This window comes from Pseudomonas sp. MF5691 (genome assembly GCF_016405645.1).
GTDB classification, from domain to species: domain Bacteria; phylum Pseudomonadota; class Gammaproteobacteria; order Pseudomonadales; family Pseudomonadaceae; genus Aquipseudomonas; species Aquipseudomonas shahriarae.
In genome coordinates this window covers 34,202-51,149 of the sequence record NZ_JAEKDC010000031.1, presented here as the reverse complement: position 1 = coordinate 51,149, position 16,948 = coordinate 34,202, and the positions used below count along the sequence as shown (strand labels likewise).

Below are 16,948 nucleotides of genomic sequence, written 5' to 3'. Positions count from 1 at the left end.
GGGTAAGGGGGCGGGCCCGGGGGTTGGCGTCGGTCCTCCCGTCACGATATCGGTGGCTTGGATTTTACCGGCAGTGGTCAATAGCAAGTCAGGTTTGCCGCTACCGTTCATATCAATCGCCAGACTGCCACGCCCCGTACGCGCGTCATAACCCAGCACGGCATTGCCTGGCTGCCCATTGAATTGACTGGAGAAGTTGAGGTGTTTGATACCGGCTTCTCTCAAGGCGCCAGAAACATCGACTTTGTCGGTGCCGCTGGTGAAATCCTCGATCAGGTCGGGGTTCTGCGGCGTGGATTCACTGGCCTTGTCGTAGACGAAGATGTCCGCCCCGCCGCCTCCGCGCAGCTTGTCTGCCCCCCTGCCCCCCTTGAGGCGATTGTCTGCATCATTGCCGGTCAGCACATCATTGCCTGCACCGCCGACGGCATTTTCCAGGGTCACGCCCTTGGCGATGGAAACATTACCTTTCATTCCCCCGACGTCCGAGAATGATTGCGCATTGAGGTTGATGTTTTGGTCCTGGGAATAGCCGGAGAAATCCAGGGTGTCGTTACCGCCGCCGTCCCAGACACAAAAAACCGCTGAGTCCGCAGCGCTCTTGATGCTCAGTACGTCACGCCCGGTATTGGAGTTGAACCCATAGGTCGTGTCTGTGTTGCGGGTAGTGTGGTTGGCACCATAAAGACGCTGAACCGCCGCGATGTCATACATCATGGGCGCCGAGGGCATCCGCCCCTTGAAGTCATGACCCGCGTTCTTGTGCTCCGCCCAATAACTCATGACCGTACCGGCCCGGGTGTCCTGCGCAAACTTCGCATCCCGCTCGTACGATCCGCCACCGTTGTAGTCACCGGGATGCGCCAGCCCCAGGCAATGGCCTATCTCGTGAACCATCGTGGTGTGGAAGTAACTCCCCTCCTTGGGCGCATGTGAGGCACGCCGTGTACCGATCGTGGCTTTCGCCGCGGGATTGTGCCGTGTCGGCCCCCATGCCACGCCACTTTCCATGCGATGGGAGCCGGACACCTCTATAGATCCATCCGTCTTGCGGGCGTTCTCATGAAAACTGATGTTGGCCACGTCTTGCCAAGCCTCCATGGCCCGGCGAGCACAGGTTTTCTGCTGCTCGGTGAACCCCTGGAGCTTGTAGGAAACCTGCGTCTTGCCGTCCCCGTCCCGATCGTTAAAACGCGTACCGCTGCGCGTAAGATGCCCGGCAACCTGATCAGTACTGAGGGAGCGTTTCCCACGGGCAGACATGGGTTCCCTGGACGGCCCGTGCATACCTTCAGGACAGCAGCCAGGATGAGCAGCAGTGTTGTTGATTTGACTCATGGCGATCTCCGATTCGATTAAAAACTGGGATATCAGGGTCCAACTGCGCCGCCTTTCATCGCAGAAAGCCGTCTCGGTCCCCGTCATCCGTGCCTAATCTTTCATGCAGGAAATCACCCCGCCACCGGGGCTTTGAGTCTTATTGAAACGCTTTGGCCGCTTGTTCGGTTTACTGACAAAACACATGGATCCTTACAATCCCCAAGGGTTATGCCGTCTTGAAAAAGCCCATTCAACTTGCTGATGGCCCTTGGAAAACGCAAAAAATACACGCGTTTCTTAATCCAAATCCTCGCCGTCCCACGAAATATCCGCTCTACATTTTAGCTTCGACGCCCCACCACCGAACTCACCGATTTCAAGAACGCACCAACTTCTCCAGCGCCGCATCCGCCAGGAATGACGAGCGGCTTTTGACCTTGTGCTCGCGCACATAACGGTCAATACGCTGGATCACATACCCCGGCAACGTGACATTGACCTTCTCGGTCTTGCCCAGGTAAGGCGAGATATCGAGCTCGAGCATCCCCCAGCCCATCCCGGCGTACTCCTCATTGCCGTGGTGCGTCGCCACCGAGGTCGGCATGGGAATCGCGCGGCCTTCGCCAGCCAGCTCCTGCAACAGGATGTGAGCCACTTCGACGGCGGCGTTGTAAGCCTCTTCAAAACTGTCCCCGGCCGTCACCGCGCCTGGAATATCAGGGATCTGGATACCGGTGGCGGTAAAGTCATCGCCCCATTCGATACAAATTGGGTATTGCATGAATATTCTCCTGAAAAACCGACCTAGAACGAAAACAACCCGGCACGCTGCCGGATACTTCGCACGGTGCCCAAGGGCAGATCCTTCTTGGGATGGGGCACCGGTATCGTGTACGGGTTATAGCGATGGGTGAAAATGTGATGACTGCCCGTGACCCGATCCAACACCCAGCCCGCCTCTTGCAGTTCCTTGATCAATAGCCTGCTTTGCACCACAGCCTCCTTGCTCCGGCCCGAACAAAAATAACTCCAGAGTTACCTTTACTCAAGCACAGATTTTTCAGAGCAGACTGACGGTTGTTTTGCCGGATATTGAAAAGCCCGCCCCCCTCTCACCCATGGGCGCGCCGACTGTCCTGTGGTGCCTGCGCCCTGTCCTCCAGGCTGTAGTCACGCACCACCTCGGCGATACGCAGGTGGTAGTCAGCAAAAATGCGCCGGCGCCCTGCGGCCTGGGCGGCGCGGTGCAGTTCAATACCGCGCCATTGGGCAATGGCCTCCTCGTCACGCCAAAAGGACAGTGAAAGAACCTTCCCCGGATCACTCAGGCTTTGAAAGCGCTCGATGGAAATAAAGCCTTCGATCTGTGCCAACAACGGCTTCAGTTCGGCGGCCAGATCCAGATAGCAGTTGTACTGCGCTTCATGGGGCGATGCTTCAAAAATAACGGCAATCATGGTGCGGTCTCCTGCACATCGTGGAACTTCGGGATACGGCTATTGAGTGATGGCCAATAACTGAAGGGACGCGTCAATGTGGCCGGCTGGCGCGCCAGTACTACCTGAAGAACCATTGAGGCAATGCTCAACGCCAAGTGCTGGCCTGGGCACTGATGTTTTCCCGAACCGAAACTGAAGATGCGCCGTGACCGGCGCTCGAGCAAAAAACTATCGGGGTCTGGATTACCCACGGGGTCGCGGTTGGCTGAGGCCAACAGCAGCAATACGATATCCCCCACTTCCAGCACGCTCTCGCCGATCACACAACGCTCTGCGACAAATCGCCGGGTGTTCTGCACCGGTGAATCGTAACGCGCCACTTCTTCCACCCATGCGCTGGCCAGGGCCGGAGCCTGGCAAATGGCCTCGTGCCTTTGCGGATGACGCTGAAGCGCCACCAGGCTATTGCCGATCAGGCCGGCCGTGGCTTCGCAAGTCTGGGACAACACGCCGATCAGGTTGGCGATCAGGGTCTCAGCGTCGACATTGTGGCGACCGATTGCCTTGAGCAGGCTACCGGGCTGCAGCAGCAGCCCGCTGAACAGCTGACTCAGGCGCACCGCCGCAAAATCAGCGTCGCGCCGTTGAGCGGCATCGCTCAGTGGAGACAGACAGGCAACAAAGTCCCGGGTGTACCGGGCGACTTCCGGCAACTGGCTGGGGGCAAAACCCAGCAGCAGCGCCATGACCGAAACCGGCACGCTGAACATCAGCTCGTTCAGGTCATCGGTGCTACCCCAGGCCCGCGCCACACTCTGGGCAATATGCTCAATCGTCACCGCAGACAAGAGCGGCTCGATTGCCTGACGGGGACATTGCTGCCGCGCGCCATCATTCATCCGCATCAAACGCCCGAAAACCTGCCCCGCCGCACCGTGGGCAATTGCCTGAGGCACCGGTTCGCCAGGCGGGCGCACCCGGCAAGCGGGATGGGCCAGGATCGCCGCCACCGTGTCGGCGCGGCTGGCAACCCATAGGCCCAGCCCGGGGTCGAACCACAGCCCCGATGCCTGGCGCAGCTGTGCGTAATAGGGGTAGGGATCGGCATAAGTCGCGGCGTCTAGAGGAGTCATTCTGCGGGTCCTGTTTATAAAGAACCGCTACTATCGGCTACCGTTCACACTAACAATTCGTTCAGGAGCGAAGTATGAATGCCCAGGACAATGATGACGCCATGTCGCGCATCGCCGGTGCGATTGCCGAGCCAGCGAGGACCCGAATGCTCTGCGCGCTGATGGACGGCCATGCCCGCACCAGCACCGAAATGGCCGTGATCGCCTACATCAGTCCGTCCACCGCCAGTGCCCACCTGGCCCGGCTCAAGGACGATGGCCTAGTCAAGCTGCACGCCCAGGGCCGGCATCGTTACTACAGCCTGGCCGGCGCTCCCGTCGCCCAGGCACTGGAAGCCTTGATGGTGATCAGCAAAAGCACGACACGCGCGTTTGTGCCGAACACCCCCAATCGATTGCAGTTCGCCCGTACGTGTTACGACCACATGGCCGGGACCTTGGCGGTGCGCTTGCATGACTATTTCATCGAGTCCGGCTGGCTGATCGGTGACGATGCTTATCAGCTTACGCTTGCCGGTGAAAAAGAGATGAGCGCGCTGGGGGTCGATGTCCAGACCCTGCGGACCCAGCGCCGTCGCTTCGCCTGCTCATGCCTGGACTGGAGCATGCGTCGCCCCCATCTGGCTGGGTCGTTGGGGGCCGCCTTGCTGCAGAGTTTCATTGCACGCAAATGGGTGACCCAGGACTTGGATAGCCGGGCACTAGGCATGACGTCCAAGGGGCGAAAAGAGTTGGCCTGCCGCTTCGGTATCGAGGCATTGGATTAAAGCACCCGCCCATCCCAGCCCACCGTCACATGCGGTGGCAGTTCACCGCGATGCTGCAACAGCCAGGCATCCAGGGTGTGCCCGACGTGGGTCAGCACGCCAAGCTCGGCGCCGCACGCGTCGATGCATTGCAGGGCCAGGGTCAGGTCATTGTGATTGCGCGGCGCCTGGGGTTGCGGTGGCATGGAGCAGTCGATGACCAGTACGTCCAGAGGCTCGCGCCGCAACCAGTCGAGGGTCGCCGGGGGCAGGCCCGTGGTGTCGGTCAGGTAGGCCAGGCGCCGTCCCTGCCCTTGCAGCAGGTAGCCGAAGGTCGGCTTGGAATGTTGCAGGGGCAACGCGGTGACCGTCAGTTCGCCAAACTGGCGGGTCTCGAACTCGGCGAAGGGCTGGCTGAAATCGAGGATGCCGGGATGCTTGTAGAGGTCCGACAGGCCCTCGGGGTCTGCCGGGCCATGCACCGGAATGATCAGGCCCTGGCCCCAGCGCAGGTGCAGCAGGCCCTGGGCGTGATCGGCATGGTAGTGGGTCTGCAGAATGCCGTTGAAGCTGCGTGGCGGGAAACGCTCGGTGAGGTCCGTCAGCCCGCTGTCGATCAACCAGCGTTGCTCACCGCACTCGATCAGCGCGCTGCACTCGCGGCGGCGCAGGCGTTCATCGCTGCGCGCCAGGGTGCAGGCCGCGCATTCGCAGCCATACACCGGGACTTGGCGGGCGTCGCCGGTGCCCAGCAGGGTCAGGCGCATGCCGAGTGCCCCTCCTCCAGGCAATCGAGCAACCGGGCGACGGTATGCACCAACGGCCCGGAGTTATCCAGCAGGAACACACCAGGCGCTGCCTGCAGGCTGTCGCTGAACTGCGCATTGCGTGCCAGGCGCGCGTCGATGTCTGCCACCGACTCACGGCCCCGCGCCAGCAAACGCTGGCGCAACACCGCCTGGTCCACCGTCAGCAGCACCACCAACAGCGTCGGATAACGTGCGCGGGTCTGCGCCAGGTGGCCACGGGAGCCATTGACCAGCACATCGTCGCCGGCCGCCAGCCAGTCGTCGATCTGCCGTGGAATGCCATAAGACAGGCCATTGGCATGCCAACTGAGGGCAAAGCCGCCCTCGGCTTGCAGCGCGGCGAATTGCGCGGGGCTCACACCCTGGGCGGCCTCGCCCACCGCTTCCGCCGAACGGGTGATGACCCGTCGCACGATGCGGCAACCGCGCTCGGCCAATGGCCCGCGCGCGGCTTCCAACAGGCTGTCCTTGCCCGAACCCGATGGTCCGATGAGATAGATCAACCTGCCCACCATCAAAACACCCTCTTGGCTTGTCGCCAGACTTGTTGGACTACCGGCAGCCCGCCCTGGGCCCTGGCTTGCACCAGGTCCGCACGCAGGCCGACGGCAATTTCCCCGCGATCCTTGATGCCCGCCGCCTGTGCAGGGGCCAGGCTGATCATCTTGATCGCCTGGGGCAGATCGCAGTCATTGTCCTGGGCCGCCAGGGCAAAGGCCGCTGGCAACAGGCTGGCCGGGTAGTAGTCACTGGAAAGTATATCCAGCAATCCTTCAGCAGCCAGGCCGGCGGCGGCCACATTACCCGAGTGGGAACCGCCGCGCACCACGTTCGGCGCGCCCATCAGCACTTTCATCCCCAGTTGCCGGCAACCGCGCGCCGCTTCCAGGGTGGTGGGGAACTCGGCGATGTTCATTCCATAGCGCGCCGACTCCTCGACATGGGCCAGGGTCGCGTCGTCATGGCTGGCCACCGACAGGCCACGCGCCAGGCAATGCTCGACGATCGCGGCGCGGTAGCGGTCGCTGTAGGCCTTGGAGTTGGCCATTTGCAACAGCACGAACGCGTCCATGGTTTCATCATTCAAATGGTATTTGCCCATGTAGTACTCGCGGTACTTGGACTCCAGCACAAACTGGCGCTGGCCCGGCGAGTGGTCCATCACCGACACCAGTTGCACCAGCGGGTTTTCCACCAGATCGCGGAACACACTCAAGGTGTCCGGGTGGCACAGCTCGCAACGCAGGTGCAGGCGGTGTTCGGCGCGGGTCAGGCCGGCTTCCTGCGTCGAGGCAATGGCATTGAGCATCGCCGGCAGCTTCTGCATGCGATTGCCCTTGGGGTTCACGTCGCCGATGGACACCGCATCGAACACCGTGGTGATACCGGCCGCGATGATCTGCGCGTCATGGCTGAGCACGGCCGAGGTCGATGGCCAGTCCACGCCGGGGCGCGGGGTCATGTGTTTTTCCAGGTTGTCGGTGTGCAACTCCACCAGCCCCGGCAGCAGGAAATCACCGCCCAGGTCCTGGGCATGGGGTAACTGGCTGCGGCCTTCGGCGAGGTCAACGATCACCCCGTCACGCAGCAGCACACTGCCGAGAAATACACGATCAGCAGTGACCAGTTGGGCATTGCTGAGGATCTGTTCAGCGGGCATCGGCGTAGTCCTCGTCGGTAATCACAGCGGGCGTCATGTCCAAATGGCGGTCAGCCACCGCCTCACGGGCGGCACGGTCATGGAAGATGCCAATCAGTGCGGCACCGCCGGCCTTGGCTTCGTTGATCAGTTCCAGGACAACCTGACGGTTGCGGTCATCCAGGGAGGCCGTCGGTTCATCGAGCAACATCACCGGCCAGGCCACCATGAAGCCACGCGCGATATTGACCCGCTGCTGCTCGCCCCCGGAGAAGGTGCCCGGCGCCAATTGCCACAGGCGCCGGGGGATATTCAGGCGCGCCAGCAAATGCTCGGCACGGGCCTGGGCGTCAGCCTTCGTCCAGCCACGGGCCAGCGCGGGCTCCATCACCACATCCAGGCAGGCGACCCGTGGGATCACCCGCAAAAACTGGCTGACATAGCCCAGGGTCTGCTGGCGTACCTCGAGAACCTCCCGGGGTGCAGCGCCCACCAGTTCCAGCCACTGACCGGCATGGCGCACGCAGATGCTGCCCCCGGCCGGCAGGTAGTTGCCATACAAGGTGCGCAGCAAGGTGCTTTTACCCGCACCGGACTGGCCGTGCAGCACCAGGCATTCACCGCCCTGCACGCTGAACGCCACCCCGCGCAGCACGTTGAGCACCACGCCGTTCTGCTGGTGCAAGGTGAAGGTTTTCGAGAGGTCACGGACCTCGATCAAGGCATTCGTCATGGCTGCAATACCGAAGACACCAGCAGTTGAGAGTAAGGGTGCTGTGGATCGTCGAGGATCTGATCCGTCAGCCCGGTTTCCACCACCCGCGAGCGGCGCATCACGATCAGGCGATCGGCCAGCAGGCGCGCCACCGCCAGGTCATGGGTGACGATCACCACCGCCAGGTCCAGCTCACGTACCAGGCCGCGCAGCAGGTCGAGCAGGCGCGCCTGCACCGACACGTCCAGGCCACCGGTGGGCTCATCCATAAACACCAGGCGCGGGCTGGAAACGAGGTTGCGGGCGATTTGCAGGCGCTGCTGCATGCCGCCAGAGAAGGTGCGCGGCAGGTCGTCGATGCGCTGCGGGTCGATCTCCACCTGGCCCAGCCAGTCCAGGCCGGCGCCACGCAGTTGCTGGTAATTGCGCACGCCCTGGGCCATCAGGCGCTCGCCAATGTTGGCGCCGGCCGACACGCCCATGCGCAGGCCGTCGCGGGGGTTCTGTTCAACGAAGCCCCATTCGGTGCGCAGCAAAGTGCGGCGTTCGGCTTCGCTGGCGCTGTAGAGGTCCAGCCATTCGCCGTCCTTGCTGCGATAGCCGACGCTGCCGGCCTGGGGCGGCAAGCGCCCGCTCAGCAGCGAGAGCAAGGTGGATTTACCCGAACCGGACTCGCCGACAATCCCCAGCACCTCACCGGGGTACAGATCAAAACTCACGTCCTGACAGCCCTTCTCCAGGCCGTACAGCAGGGACAGGTCGCGCACTTGCAATAAGGGCTGGCTCACTGGTTGTTCTCCTTGACCCGTTGGGCGCAGTACCAGGTGTCGGAACACACAAAACTCTGGGTGCCGGCGTCGTCGAGGATCAGTTCATCGAGGAACGAGTCATGGCTACCGCAGATGGCGCAGTGGTGGTCCCACGTCTGCACTTCAAAGGGGTGATCCTCGAAGTCCAGGCTGCTGACCTGGGTGTACGGCGGCACCGCGTACAGGCGCTTTTCGCGGCCGGCACCGAACAGCATCAGCGCCGGGCTCATGTCGAGTTTCGGGTTGTCGAATTTGGGGATCGGCGAAGGGTCCATCACATAGCGCTCGTCGACCATCACCGGGTAGGCATAAGCGGTGGCGATATGGCCGAAGGTGGCGATGTCTTCGTAGAGTTTTACGTGCATCACCCCGTAGTCGTTGAGGGCGTGCATGGTGCGGGTCTCGGTTTCCGAGGGCTCGATAAAGCGCAGCGGCTCGGGGATCGGTACCTGGTAGACCATGATCTGCCCGGCCTGCAGCGGGGTTTCCGGGATGCGGTGGCGGGTCTGGATCACTGTGGCGTCGGGGGTGGCTTCGGTGGTGGCGATACCGGCGGTGCGCGCAAAAAAGCGCCGGATGGACACGGCGTTGGTGGTGTCGTCGGCGCCCTGGTCGATGACCTTGAGCACGTCGTCGGCACCGAGGATCGCCGCCGTCAATTGCATGCCGCCGGTGCCCCAACCATAGGGCAGCGGCATCTCGCGACCACCGAACGGCACTTGGTAACCGGGAATCGCCACGGCCTTGAGCAAGGCGCGACGGATCATGCGTTTGGTCTGTTCGTCGAGGTAGGCGAAGTTGTAGGCGGCGTCATTCATGGCGGGTGCCCTCGGCCGGTTGGCGCAGTTTGCGGATCAGTTCCAGTTCGGCCTGGAAGTCCACGTAGTGAGGCAATTTGAGGTGCGAGACAAAACCGGCGGCCTCAACGTTGTCGCAGTGGGCCAGCACGAATTCTTCGCGCTGGGCCGGCGAGACAATCTCTTCGCTGTACTCCTCGGCACGCAGCGAGCGGTCCACCAGAGCCATGCCCATGGCCTTGCGCTCGGCATGCCCGAACGCCAGGCCATAGCCGCGGGTGAACTGCGCCAACTCGGTGGCCGAGCCGACAAACTGGTTGACCATCTCGCACTCGGTGACTTCGATGCTGCCCAGGCAGATGGCAAAGCCCAGTTCTTCGGGATCGACCCATACCTCGACTTCACCGATGCGAATCTCCCCGGCAAACGGGTGATTGCGCCCATAGCCACGCTGGGTCGAATAGCCCAGCGCCAACAGAAACCCTTCATCGCCGCGAGCCAGGGCCTGCAGGCGCTCGGCACGGCTGGCAGGGAACTCCAGCGGGTCGCGGGTGATATCGGCGACGCTGGCGTGGTCGTCGGCTTCGTGCTTGATCAAGCCCTCTTTGGCCAGCAACCCCAGCACCCGTGGACACGGTTCGAGGCGCGCATCCGCCGTGGTCTGCGGGCCTGGATACTCACCCTCGGCCAGCAGCGCGAAATCCAGCAGGCGATGGGTGTAATCGAAGGTCGGGCCGAGCAACTGGCCGCCGGGCACGTCCTTGAAGGTGGCTGACAACCGTCGGCTCAACGACATCTGCGCGGTGTCGATCGGCAGGCTCGGGCTGAAGCGCGGCAATGTGGTGCGGTAGGCGCGCAGCAGGAAGATCGCTTCTACCAGGTCCCCCGCCGCCTGCTTGATCGCCAGTGCCGCCAGTTCTTCGTCGTACAGCGAGCCTTCACTCATCACCCGCGCCACAGCCAGGGGCAGTTGCTGGCGGATCTGCTCGACACTCAGTTCGGGAACCCCCGTATCGCCCCGGCGTTTTTTCGCCAGCAGGCGGTGGGCATTGTCGATGGCCTGTTCGCCACCCTTGACGGCTACGTACATCAGGCGTGCTCCTGTGTGATGCGGCTGCTGCGCGGCAGGCCGAGCAGGTGATGGCCGGCGCTGAACAACACGTCCAGGCCACGGGGAAAGGCCTCGCGGCGCTGGCGCTCCAACCAGAAAGCCGACGGCACCGGCACCTGCACCCGGCGCTGGGCCTGGATGCCCGGGCCGCGCCAGAGCAAGGCGCGCCCGGCCTCCAGGTCGCTAAGCTGGACCAGCAAGGTGCAGGACTGGTCGGGGTAGCGATCATTGCCGTGATCGAAGCCGCTGAGGTCGAGCAGGTCCGCCTCGCCGAGCAAGGCAAACGCGGCCTCCTCCCGACGCGCAACCAACGGGCAGCCGCAGTGGAAGGCCAGGTTGGCGCGGATCAGTGGCGTGTCGAACGCCGGTGCCAGCCATAGCGGCGTGTCGACATCCAGCAGCGCCAGGCACAAGGCATAGGTGGCGGGCGCCAGGCCATCGAGGTGCGGGGCAGCCGGCAGGTGCTGGATCAAACCCGGTTCGGCCAAGGCCTTGAGCGCCGCGCGAAAGCTGCGCTGGGCATCCAGCACCGGGTCGACAAACGCCGGCTGCAATAATTGAGCGTGCATCAGTTTTCTCCTCGCACCAGGGTGAAGAACTCGACCTTGGTCGCCGCAGTGTCGGCTTCTTTTTGCGCGCGGCGCCGGGCTTGGGCCTGGGCCAGTGCGCTGATCAAATCGCTGAGCCACGGGCTCGGTTGCGCGTTTTGCAAATGGGCATCGGCCAGGGCCGCCAGTTCGGCGTGGACCTTGTCGCGCCCGGCCAGGTAGCTGTAGCCGGTGCGGCCATCGGCCAGGCGCACCACACAGCGGGTCACCGTCATTTCACCGACGTTGAACGGCGCGCCATTGCCGCCCATGCGCCCGCGCACCAGGGTCATGCCGATTTCCGGGGCGCGGATCAGTTGGTACTCGGCGTCCTTCAATGCCGCTTCGTGGGGTTGCAGTTCATTGAGCTGGGCGCGGGCAAGTACGCCAATCCAATGCTGACGCGGGGACAGATTCATCGGGGTCTCCATCAAGTCACCACCTGGTACTGGAAGCGATCCGAGCGGCTGGTGGACTGCGCCAGCTCCACCGGGCGGCCATCGCGATCGCGGGAAAGGGTGAATACCGTGAGTGCCGGCAGATGCCGGGGCATCATCAGCAGCGCGGCTTCGTCGCGGTTGGGCAAGCGCGCACCGATCAGGCTCTGGGTGCGGGTCAACGGCAGGTCGCGCTCGCGCAGGTACTGACGCAGGGAGCCGCCGTTGTAATCCGCCAGCAACGGCGCGTGGCTGGCGCAGTAGCGATGACGGATCAGGCTGACGGGCTGCTGGTCGAGCTTGCGCAGGGTTTGCAGCTCGATCATCGGTGCCATTTCGGCGATGCCCAGGTGCTGCGCTTCTTCGCGGCTGGCGTAGCAGTAGCGGCGCTTGAGCAGCAGCGCCTGCACGCCATGGCCCTGGGCCGACAGCGATTGGCTGTAGGCGGTGTCGGCGCCCATCGGGTAAATCAGCGGCCGGTCCAGCACCTGCGTGCCTTTGCCCTGCTGGCGCAGCAGGCTGCCTTCGAACACCAGCTCATCAATGGCGCGGCGCAGGGTGTGGCGGTTGACGCCAAAGCGTTCGGCCAACTGCACTTCGCCCGGCAGGAACTCCCCGGCCTGGTAGCCGCTGAGTTCACGGCGCAGGATATCGGCGAGTTCGCGGTACACCGGCTCATCTTGTCTAGACAACTGCATGCTTTAAAAAAAACGCCCGCAGGCACCCCTCCAAGGTCAGATAAACCGCTTGCGCAGGCGTTGGGACAGCACGTCGATCAGGCTCACCACCACGATGATCACCAGCAGCACCGCGCAGGTCTGTACGAACTGGAAGGCGCGGATGTTCTCCCACAGGATCACGCCGATGCCGCCAGCGCCGACCATGCCCACCACCGTCGCCGAGCGCACATTGGCCTCGAAGCGGTACAGCGCGTAGCTCACCCACAGCGGCATGACTTGCGGGATCACGCCGTAGATCACCTCTTGCAAGGCGCTGGCACCGGTGGCGCGTACACCTTCCACGGGGCCGGGATCGATGGCCTCGACGGCTTCGGCAAACAGCTTGGCGAGTACCCCGGTGGTGCTGATCCACAGGGCCAGTACCCCGGCAAACGGACCAAGGCCGACCGCCACCACGAACAACATGGCGAACACCATTTCGTTGATCGAGCGAAAGGCATCCATCACCCGGCGCAGGGGTTGGTGAATCCACCAGGGCGTAATGTTGTCGGCGCAGAGGATGCCCAGGGGCACCGAGCAGACAATCGCCAGCACCGTGCCCCAGAGGGCGATTTGCACGGTGACGATCATTTCCTTGAGGTAGGAGCGCCACTCGTGGAAGTCCGGCGGGAAGAAGTCAGCGGCGAAGGTCGCCATGTTTCCCGAATCGCGGTACAGCGCCAGCGGGTTCATTTCCGCGCCTTTCCAGGCCCAGGCCAGCAGCACCAGGAACAGGCCCCAGCCGAGGTATTGCGGCCAGGTTCTTTTACCCACGGCTTCAGCGTGCAAGGTCGTCATGGATCACTCTCGATAATTACTGGAGCGGGGGCCTATGGGGGAACCCGCTTGTGTGGGAGCTATGTGTGTGTGGGAGCGGGCTTGCTCGCGAAAGCGGTGGGTCAGTCAACATCAATGTTTGCTGGGCCGACGTCTTCGCGAGCAAGCCCGCTCCCACATTTGATCTTCGTTGCTTTGAGCATTGCGTTCGCTTAACTGATCGGCATCAGGGCAAGCCCGCTCCCACATAGGCCCAGCTCCAACAGGGGGTTAGCCGTTGGCGTCGGGTTTCTTGTCCAGCTCGCTCAGGCGCTGTTGCAGCGTGGCCAGGTCGGCGTCGATCTGCGCCAGCTTCTTGGCTTTATCCGCCTCGGCCAACTTGCTGTCGGCGCTGATGGTGGTGCGCTGCTTGAACAGCTCCAACTGGCGGATCGGCAGCAACTGGTCGTCGTTGGACGCGAGGAACTTGCCCAATTGCATGTTCTTCAACACCGCTTTCTCTGCCTCGGTGTCACCGTAGTTGGCAAAGAAATCGCGGATCTTGGTCTTCTCACTGTCAGTCAGGGCCTTGCTCCACACCATCGGGTCGGCGGGGATCAGCGGCGACTTCCAGATCACCTTGAGTTGCGCGGCCTTGTCCGGCTGGGTCACTTCCAGGCGGTCCCAGCTTTCGGTGTTGAAGGTAGCCACGTCCAACTGCCCCTTGGCCACGCTCAGTGCGTTGACTTCATGACTGGAGTTGAGGGTGCGCTTGAAGGCGGTGCCGGCATCCACGTTGTTCTTGGCGAACACGTAGTAGCCCGGCACCAGGTAGCCGGAGGTGGAGTTTGGGTCGCCATTGCCGAAGGTCAGGTTCTTGGCGTTCTTGAGCATGTCTTCGACGGAGTTGAGCGGGCTGTCCTTGCGCACGATCAGCAGGCTCCAGTAGCCGGCGGCGCCGTTGGCGGCAGCGGTCTGGGCGAAGATCTCGCCGTTGGAGCGGTCCACCGCCTCCATCGCTGCCTTGTTGCCGAGCCAGGCCACATCGACCTTGTTGAAGCGCATGCCCTGGATCAGGCCAGCGTAGTCGGAGGCGAAGGTGGCGTTGATGGTCAGGCCGGTCTTCTTGTGCATGTCATCGAGGAACGGCTGCCAGATGCTCTTGAGATTCTGCGAAGACTCGGTGGACATGATGCCGAAGTTGATGGCCTTGTCAGCGGCCTGGGCATTGCCCAAGGCGACGCTGGCCAACAACACGGCAGACAGGAAAACATGACCGATACGGTTCAACATACAGGCGACTCCTAGGGATCGTGAATGGAGGTTCAAGCGCGGGCCAGGGCCAGGCGCTGGGGAAGTTCGGAACGGCGCGGCGGCTCGGAAAACATCAGGCTGGTGTCGACGTCGGCACCGTACAGATCGTTGAGGAACTGGCTGCTCATCTCGCGGCCCTGCCCGTCGAAATGAATGCGCCCGCCCTTGAGCGCCACGGCCCGTGGGCAATAACGCATGGCGTAATCGACTTGATGCAGGGTCACGACTACGGTCTTGCCGTCGCGGCGGTTGATATCGGCGAGGATCTCCATGACCTTGCGCGCCGACTCCGGGTCCAGGGAGGCAATCGGCTCGTCGGCCAGGATCACTTCGGCACGCTGGGTCAAGGCCCGGGCAATCGCCACGCGCTGCTGCTGGCCACCGGACAGGGTCGAGGCCCGCTGCTGGGCCAGGTCCGCCAGGCCAACCCGCGCCAGGGACTCCATGGCACATTGCTTTTCCTCGGCATTGAACAACCCGAGGTTGCCGCGCCAGCGCGGCATGCGGCCCAGGCAACCAAGCAGCACGTTGTCGATCACACTCAGGCGATTGACCAGGTTGAACTGCTGGAAGATATAGCCAATATCCGCGCGCAACCGCCGCACCTTGCCATTCAACCGCCCACTGGCCTGCACCTCTCGGCCCAGCACCTTGACGCTGCCGCCGTTGCCCTTGTCGCAACAGGCCAGCCCCGCAAGGTGGCGCAACAACGTGGACTTGCCGGAACCGGATGCACCGATCAGGGCGACCATCTCGCCGCTGGCGATGGTGAGTTCGAGGTCGACCAGCGCGGTTTTCTTCGCAAAGGTCTTGTTCAGGCGATCGACATGGATAGCGGGAGTCATGGGCTTCTCTGTCTGGTTTGAACAGCCTTGCGTGGCTGCGTTTGAGTTCAAACGACAGTAGGCGCGGGAGGTGTCAGGGCTATGACTTGCACATGACTGCAGGAGGGCGGTTTGATGAAAGTTTTATGAAAGGTTGGAACAACTGAAGGACAATTCCCATGCATATGAGGATCGCTCCCATGCTCCATGTGGGAATGATCAAAACAGGACTTTCCCTACGGCTCATCATTTAACAGGCACACATCATGCTGGGCGAGCTGTACGCAGGAGGGCCCAGCCCTGCCAGGTCTCCATTCCTCGGTCGTCGCCCTTTTTCACGCAGCTATATGGCGGCTGTGCGCGGGGCACCTTCGGGTGCGCCGGGGTCCTGGAGTTCAGTCTTCCACACCTGCGTACAGTCGCCCCCCATCATGTGGAAGTGATTGTGGCGGCTCCTTTAACTCCAGGAGCAACCGTATGAAAAAAGTCACGCCTAGCCCGCCCTACTCCCTGAACAACAGCAAACTCCACGAAGCCGCCCAACGTGCGTTCAAGCATTACGCACTGCATTCGCAGCTTGTATCTGCCTCGTCAGAAAAACTCTTCAGTACGTGCCGGTCTCAGCACCGAAGAAGCGTTGAGCAACGCCTGTGAAATGCTCGAGTCGGCGGCGGTCAGTGCGTACGACTGCACCGAGTATCTTGAAGGCTCGAGCCGTAAGCAGGTGATGGCAGTTGTGCAATTGTTCGAGATGGCGCAGTTGTTAGTCGAGGCAGCGTTGCACCGGGAATGCCCGGCGGCCTGACGGCCAAGTGAATCCCTGTGGGGGCTGGCTTGCCTGCGAAGGCGGTGTATCAGTCGATAAATGTATTGACTGATACACCGCCTTCGCAGGCAAGCCAGCCCCCACAGGGGGGAATGCAGCTTCGCGCTTTGGCATTGCTGTTGCTGTTGCTGTTGCTCTGTTTTTGATCTGGCTTTTGATCTTGATCTGAGGCGCCCCGTTAAACCACGCTGGCCGCAGGCAGGTATTGCGCAGTGGGCACCCCGGCATGGATGCCGGGGTAGCCGCGACACGGCCATGGATGGCCGATCGCGGCGGGCCCACGGAGCAATGCCTGACTGCGGGCATGCCGAGCCTAGGCGAGGCACCGAGTGGTGGGGCAAAAGCGCTTTGGTTACTTTCGCGCTCTTCGAAAGTGACCCGCCGTAAGGGCGGAACCAATAGCCGCCATAACCGCAGCAACGGATATGTACTCACACCCAATGACCAAAAAGAGCAAGTCGTGTAGATACCTATGCTGCGATGCGGCGACCCGACAAGCCGGCTCCCACATTTGAATTGGATTTCAAATCATAAAAAAGGCGACCGTTTGAAGGTCGCCTTAGATCATTTTGCGTACTGCTTGCTCAACCCCGGCGGTACGCCCTGCACATTCGTCTCTTCCCATGGCCCATTCGGGCTGATGGAGCGGCTCCAGCCGTTGCTCCAGCGGTAGTAGGTGCGCTGGCGGTAGAAGGTGTCCGGTTGCTCGTCCAGCACGTACACCTGCATCTTGCCGTCCCAGTGGCTGGCAGCGCCGGGGGGTGGGGCGAAGGTTGGGGACTTGCTGGGCAAGGGCTTGGCGGGGGCGGTGACCGGGCCGGAAGGTTTGGTTGCCGGCTGGGTCGAGGGGCCCGACGGTGGAATGGTCGGGCCCGTAGGGGCTGGAGGTGGCCGATGGACCGCGCAAGCGCTCAAGCCCAAGACCAGGCTGAGCAGGGTGATACGAGCGATGGCGGTCATGGGGATT

The 16,948-nt window shown here is 62.5% G+C and carries 21 protein-coding genes; 2 read left to right on the top strand and 19 right to left on the bottom strand.

Translation table 11 applies throughout. The features are described from left to right. The 5 genes from JFT44_RS26395 to JFT44_RS26375 all read right to left on the bottom strand — a co-directional run. The coding region (locus JFT44_RS26395; RefSeq protein WP_233096916.1) for a M10 family metallopeptidase C-terminal domain-containing protein at nt 1-1,338 on the bottom strand (1,338 nt) is incomplete at its 3' end. 358 nt (nt 1,339-1,696) lie between these two features. Then, nucleotides 1,697-2,101, bottom strand: a complete 405-nt coding sequence (locus JFT44_RS26390; protein ID WP_057438841.1) for a type II toxin-antitoxin system HicB family antitoxin — start codon at nt 2,099-2,101, stop codon at nt 1,697-1,699. A 23-nt stretch (nt 2,102-2,124) separates the two neighbouring features. Beyond that, on the bottom strand, nt 2,125-2,313 hold the full coding sequence (locus tag JFT44_RS26385; protein ID WP_115127685.1) for a type II toxin-antitoxin system HicA family toxin: 189 nt from the start codon (nt 2,311-2,313) through the stop codon (nt 2,125-2,127). Between the two features lie 119 nt (nt 2,314-2,432). Then, the gene (locus JFT44_RS26380) at nt 2,433-2,777 is read right to left on the bottom strand and encodes an antibiotic biosynthesis monooxygenase (protein WP_198831414.1); all 345 of its coding nucleotides are present in this window, start codon (nt 2,775-2,777) and stop codon (nt 2,433-2,435) included. Further along, on the bottom strand, nt 2,774-3,892 hold the full coding sequence (locus JFT44_RS26375) for a cytochrome P450 (protein WP_198831413.1): 1,119 nt from the start codon (nt 3,890-3,892) through the stop codon (nt 2,774-2,776). Before JFT44_RS26375 ends, JFT44_RS26380 begins: the two co-directional genes overlap by 4 nt. 74 nt (nt 3,893-3,966) lie before the next feature. Between JFT44_RS26375 and JFT44_RS26370 the strand changes: the two genes are divergently transcribed. Beyond that, a complete protein-coding gene (locus JFT44_RS26370; protein WP_198831412.1) occupies nt 3,967-4,659 on the top strand; it encodes a helix-turn-helix transcriptional regulator in 693 nt (230 codons plus the stop codon). On the opposite strand, the gene phnP is transcribed toward JFT44_RS26370, so the two are convergent. The 13 genes from phnP to phnC all read right to left on the bottom strand — a co-directional run bounded on the left by phnP (nt 4,656) and on the right by phnC (nt 15,176). Then, nucleotides 4,656-5,405: a phosphonate metabolism protein PhnP gene (gene phnP / locus JFT44_RS26365; RefSeq protein WP_115127684.1), complete on the bottom strand. Its 750-nt coding sequence runs from the start codon at nt 5,403-5,405 to the stop codon at nt 4,656-4,658. The two genes, JFT44_RS26370 and phnP, sit on opposite strands and share 4 nt — an antisense overlap. Further along, nucleotides 5,396-5,962 carry a phosphonate metabolism protein/1,5-bisphosphokinase (PRPP-forming) PhnN gene (phnN, locus tag JFT44_RS26360; RefSeq protein ID WP_057444570.1) on the bottom strand — a complete coding sequence of 189 codons (567 nt, stop codon included), beginning with the start codon at nt 5,960-5,962 and terminating at the stop codon, nt 5,396-5,398. Before phnN ends, phnP begins: the two co-directional genes overlap by 10 nt. Beyond that, nucleotides 5,962-7,107: an alpha-D-ribose 1-methylphosphonate 5-triphosphate diphosphatase gene (locus tag JFT44_RS26355; RefSeq protein ID WP_057438838.1), complete on the bottom strand. Its 1,146-nt coding sequence runs from the start codon at nt 7,105-7,107 to the stop codon at nt 5,962-5,964. Before JFT44_RS26355 ends, phnN begins: the two co-directional genes overlap by 1 nt. Then, nucleotides 7,097-7,819: a phosphonate C-P lyase system protein PhnL gene (phnL, locus tag JFT44_RS26350; RefSeq protein ID WP_057444569.1), complete on the bottom strand. Its 723-nt coding sequence runs from the start codon at nt 7,817-7,819 to the stop codon at nt 7,097-7,099. Before phnL ends, JFT44_RS26355 begins: the two co-directional genes overlap by 11 nt. After that, nucleotides 7,816-8,625 carry a phosphonate C-P lyase system protein PhnK gene (phnK, locus tag JFT44_RS26345; protein WP_120734408.1) on the bottom strand — a complete coding sequence of 270 codons (810 nt, stop codon included), beginning with the start codon at nt 8,623-8,625 and terminating at the stop codon, nt 7,816-7,818. Before phnK ends, phnL begins: the two co-directional genes overlap by 4 nt. Beyond that, a complete protein-coding gene (locus JFT44_RS26340) occupies nt 8,586-9,428 on the bottom strand; it encodes an alpha-D-ribose 1-methylphosphonate 5-phosphate C-P-lyase PhnJ (protein ID WP_057438836.1) in 843 nt (280 codons plus the stop codon). Before JFT44_RS26340 ends, phnK begins: the two co-directional genes overlap by 40 nt. Then, complete coding sequence (locus tag JFT44_RS26335) at nt 9,421-10,497, bottom strand: carbon-phosphorus lyase complex subunit PhnI (protein WP_057958967.1); 1,077 nt, start codon at nt 10,495-10,497, stop codon at nt 9,421-9,423. The genes JFT44_RS26340 and JFT44_RS26335 overlap by 8 nt, the downstream gene beginning before the upstream one ends. Beyond that, nucleotides 10,497-11,087 carry a phosphonate C-P lyase system protein PhnH gene (gene phnH, locus JFT44_RS26330; protein WP_198792850.1) on the bottom strand — a complete coding sequence of 197 codons (591 nt, stop codon included), beginning with the start codon at nt 11,085-11,087 and terminating at the stop codon, nt 10,497-10,499. The genes JFT44_RS26335 and phnH overlap by 1 nt, the downstream gene beginning before the upstream one ends. Then, nucleotides 11,087-11,524 (bottom strand): phosphonate C-P lyase system protein PhnG, encoded by a 438-nt coding sequence (gene phnG, locus JFT44_RS26325; RefSeq protein WP_057438833.1) that lies wholly within the window; start codon nt 11,522-11,524, stop codon nt 11,087-11,089. Before phnG ends, phnH begins: the two co-directional genes overlap by 1 nt. A gap of 11 nt (nt 11,525-11,535) precedes the next feature. Next, the gene (gene phnF, locus JFT44_RS26320; RefSeq protein WP_057438832.1) at nt 11,536-12,240 is read right to left on the bottom strand and encodes a phosphonate metabolism transcriptional regulator PhnF; all 705 of its coding nucleotides are present in this window, start codon (nt 12,238-12,240) and stop codon (nt 11,536-11,538) included. A 36-nt stretch (nt 12,241-12,276) separates the two neighbouring features. Next, the gene (gene phnE, locus JFT44_RS26315; protein ID WP_032859104.1) at nt 12,277-13,059 is read right to left on the bottom strand and encodes a phosphonate ABC transporter, permease protein PhnE; all 783 of its coding nucleotides are present in this window, start codon (nt 13,057-13,059) and stop codon (nt 12,277-12,279) included. A 249-nt stretch (nt 13,060-13,308) separates the two neighbouring features. Then, on the bottom strand, nt 13,309-14,310 hold the full coding sequence (phnD, locus tag JFT44_RS26310; protein WP_115127678.1) for a phosphonate ABC transporter substrate-binding protein: 1,002 nt from the start codon (nt 14,308-14,310) through the stop codon (nt 13,309-13,311). Nucleotides 14,311-14,342: 32 nt separating this feature from the next. Further along, entirely contained in the window at nt 14,343-15,176 is an 834-nt protein-coding gene (gene phnC, locus JFT44_RS26305) for a phosphonate ABC transporter ATP-binding protein (protein ID WP_057438830.1), read from the bottom strand. 523 nt (nt 15,177-15,699) lie between these two features. On the opposite strand from phnC, the gene JFT44_RS26300 reads away from it, so the two are divergent. Then, nucleotides 15,700-15,960 carry a DUF6124 family protein gene (locus tag JFT44_RS26300; RefSeq protein ID WP_198800282.1) on the top strand — a complete coding sequence of 87 codons (261 nt, stop codon included), beginning with the start codon at nt 15,700-15,702 and terminating at the stop codon, nt 15,958-15,960. Between the two features lie 585 nt (nt 15,961-16,545). On the opposite strand, the gene JFT44_RS26295 is transcribed toward JFT44_RS26300, so the two are convergent. After that, entirely contained in the window at nt 16,546-16,941 is a 396-nt protein-coding gene (locus JFT44_RS26295) for a hypothetical protein (protein ID WP_057958962.1), read from the bottom strand. Nucleotides 16,942-16,948: the final 7 nt, after the last annotated feature.

Coding starts and splice junctions, on each gene's coding strand:
- JFT44_RS26295 (WP_057958962.1), bottom strand. CDS start 16,941: ATGACCGCCATCGCTCGTATCACCCTGCTCAGCCTGGTCTTGGGCTTG.
- phnN (WP_057444570.1), bottom strand. CDS start 5,962: ATGGTGGGCAGGTTGATCTATCTCATCGGACCATCGGGTTCGGGCAAG.
- phnD (WP_115127678.1), bottom strand. CDS start 14,310: ATGTTGAACCGTATCGGTCATGTTTTCCTGTCTGCCGTGTTGTTGGCC.
- phnC (WP_057438830.1), bottom strand. CDS start 15,176: ATGACTCCCGCTATCCATGTCGATCGCCTGAACAAGACCTTTGCGAAG.
- JFT44_RS26355 (WP_057438838.1), bottom strand. CDS start 7,107: ATGCCCGCTGAACAGATCCTCAGCAATGCCCAACTGGTCACTGCTGAT.
- phnL (WP_057444569.1), bottom strand. CDS start 7,819: ATGACGAATGCCTTGATCGAGGTCCGTGACCTCTCGAAAACCTTCACC.
- phnG (WP_057438833.1), bottom strand. CDS start 11,524: ATGAATCTGTCCCCGCGTCAGCATTGGATTGGCGTACTTGCCCGCGCC.
- phnE (WP_032859104.1), bottom strand. CDS start 13,059: ATGACGACCTTGCACGCTGAAGCCGTGGGTAAAAGAACCTGGCCGCAA.
- JFT44_RS26335 (WP_057958967.1), bottom strand. CDS start 10,497: ATGTACGTAGCCGTCAAGGGTGGCGAACAGGCCATCGACAATGCCCAC.
- JFT44_RS26390 (WP_057438841.1), bottom strand. CDS start 2,101: ATGCAATACCCAATTTGTATCGAATGGGGCGATGACTTTACCGCCACC.
- JFT44_RS26380 (WP_198831414.1), bottom strand. CDS start 2,777: ATGATTGCCGTTATTTTTGAAGCATCGCCCCATGAAGCGCAGTACAAC.
- JFT44_RS26375 (WP_198831413.1), bottom strand. CDS start 3,892: ATGACTCCTCTAGACGCCGCGACTTATGCCGATCCCTACCCCTATTAC.
- phnH (WP_198792850.1), bottom strand. CDS start 11,087: ATGCACGCTCAATTATTGCAGCCGGCGTTTGTCGACCCGGTGCTGGAT.
- phnF (WP_057438832.1), bottom strand. CDS start 12,240: ATGCAGTTGTCTAGACAAGATGAGCCGGTGTACCGCGAACTCGCCGAT.
- JFT44_RS26370 (WP_198831412.1), top strand. CDS start 3,967: ATGAATGCCCAGGACAATGATGACGCCATGTCGCGCATCGCCGGTGCG.
- JFT44_RS26340 (WP_057438836.1), bottom strand. CDS start 9,428: ATGAATGACGCCGCCTACAACTTCGCCTACCTCGACGAACAGACCAAA.
- phnP (WP_115127684.1), bottom strand. CDS start 5,405: ATGCGCCTGACCCTGCTGGGCACCGGCGACGCCCGCCAAGTCCCGGTG.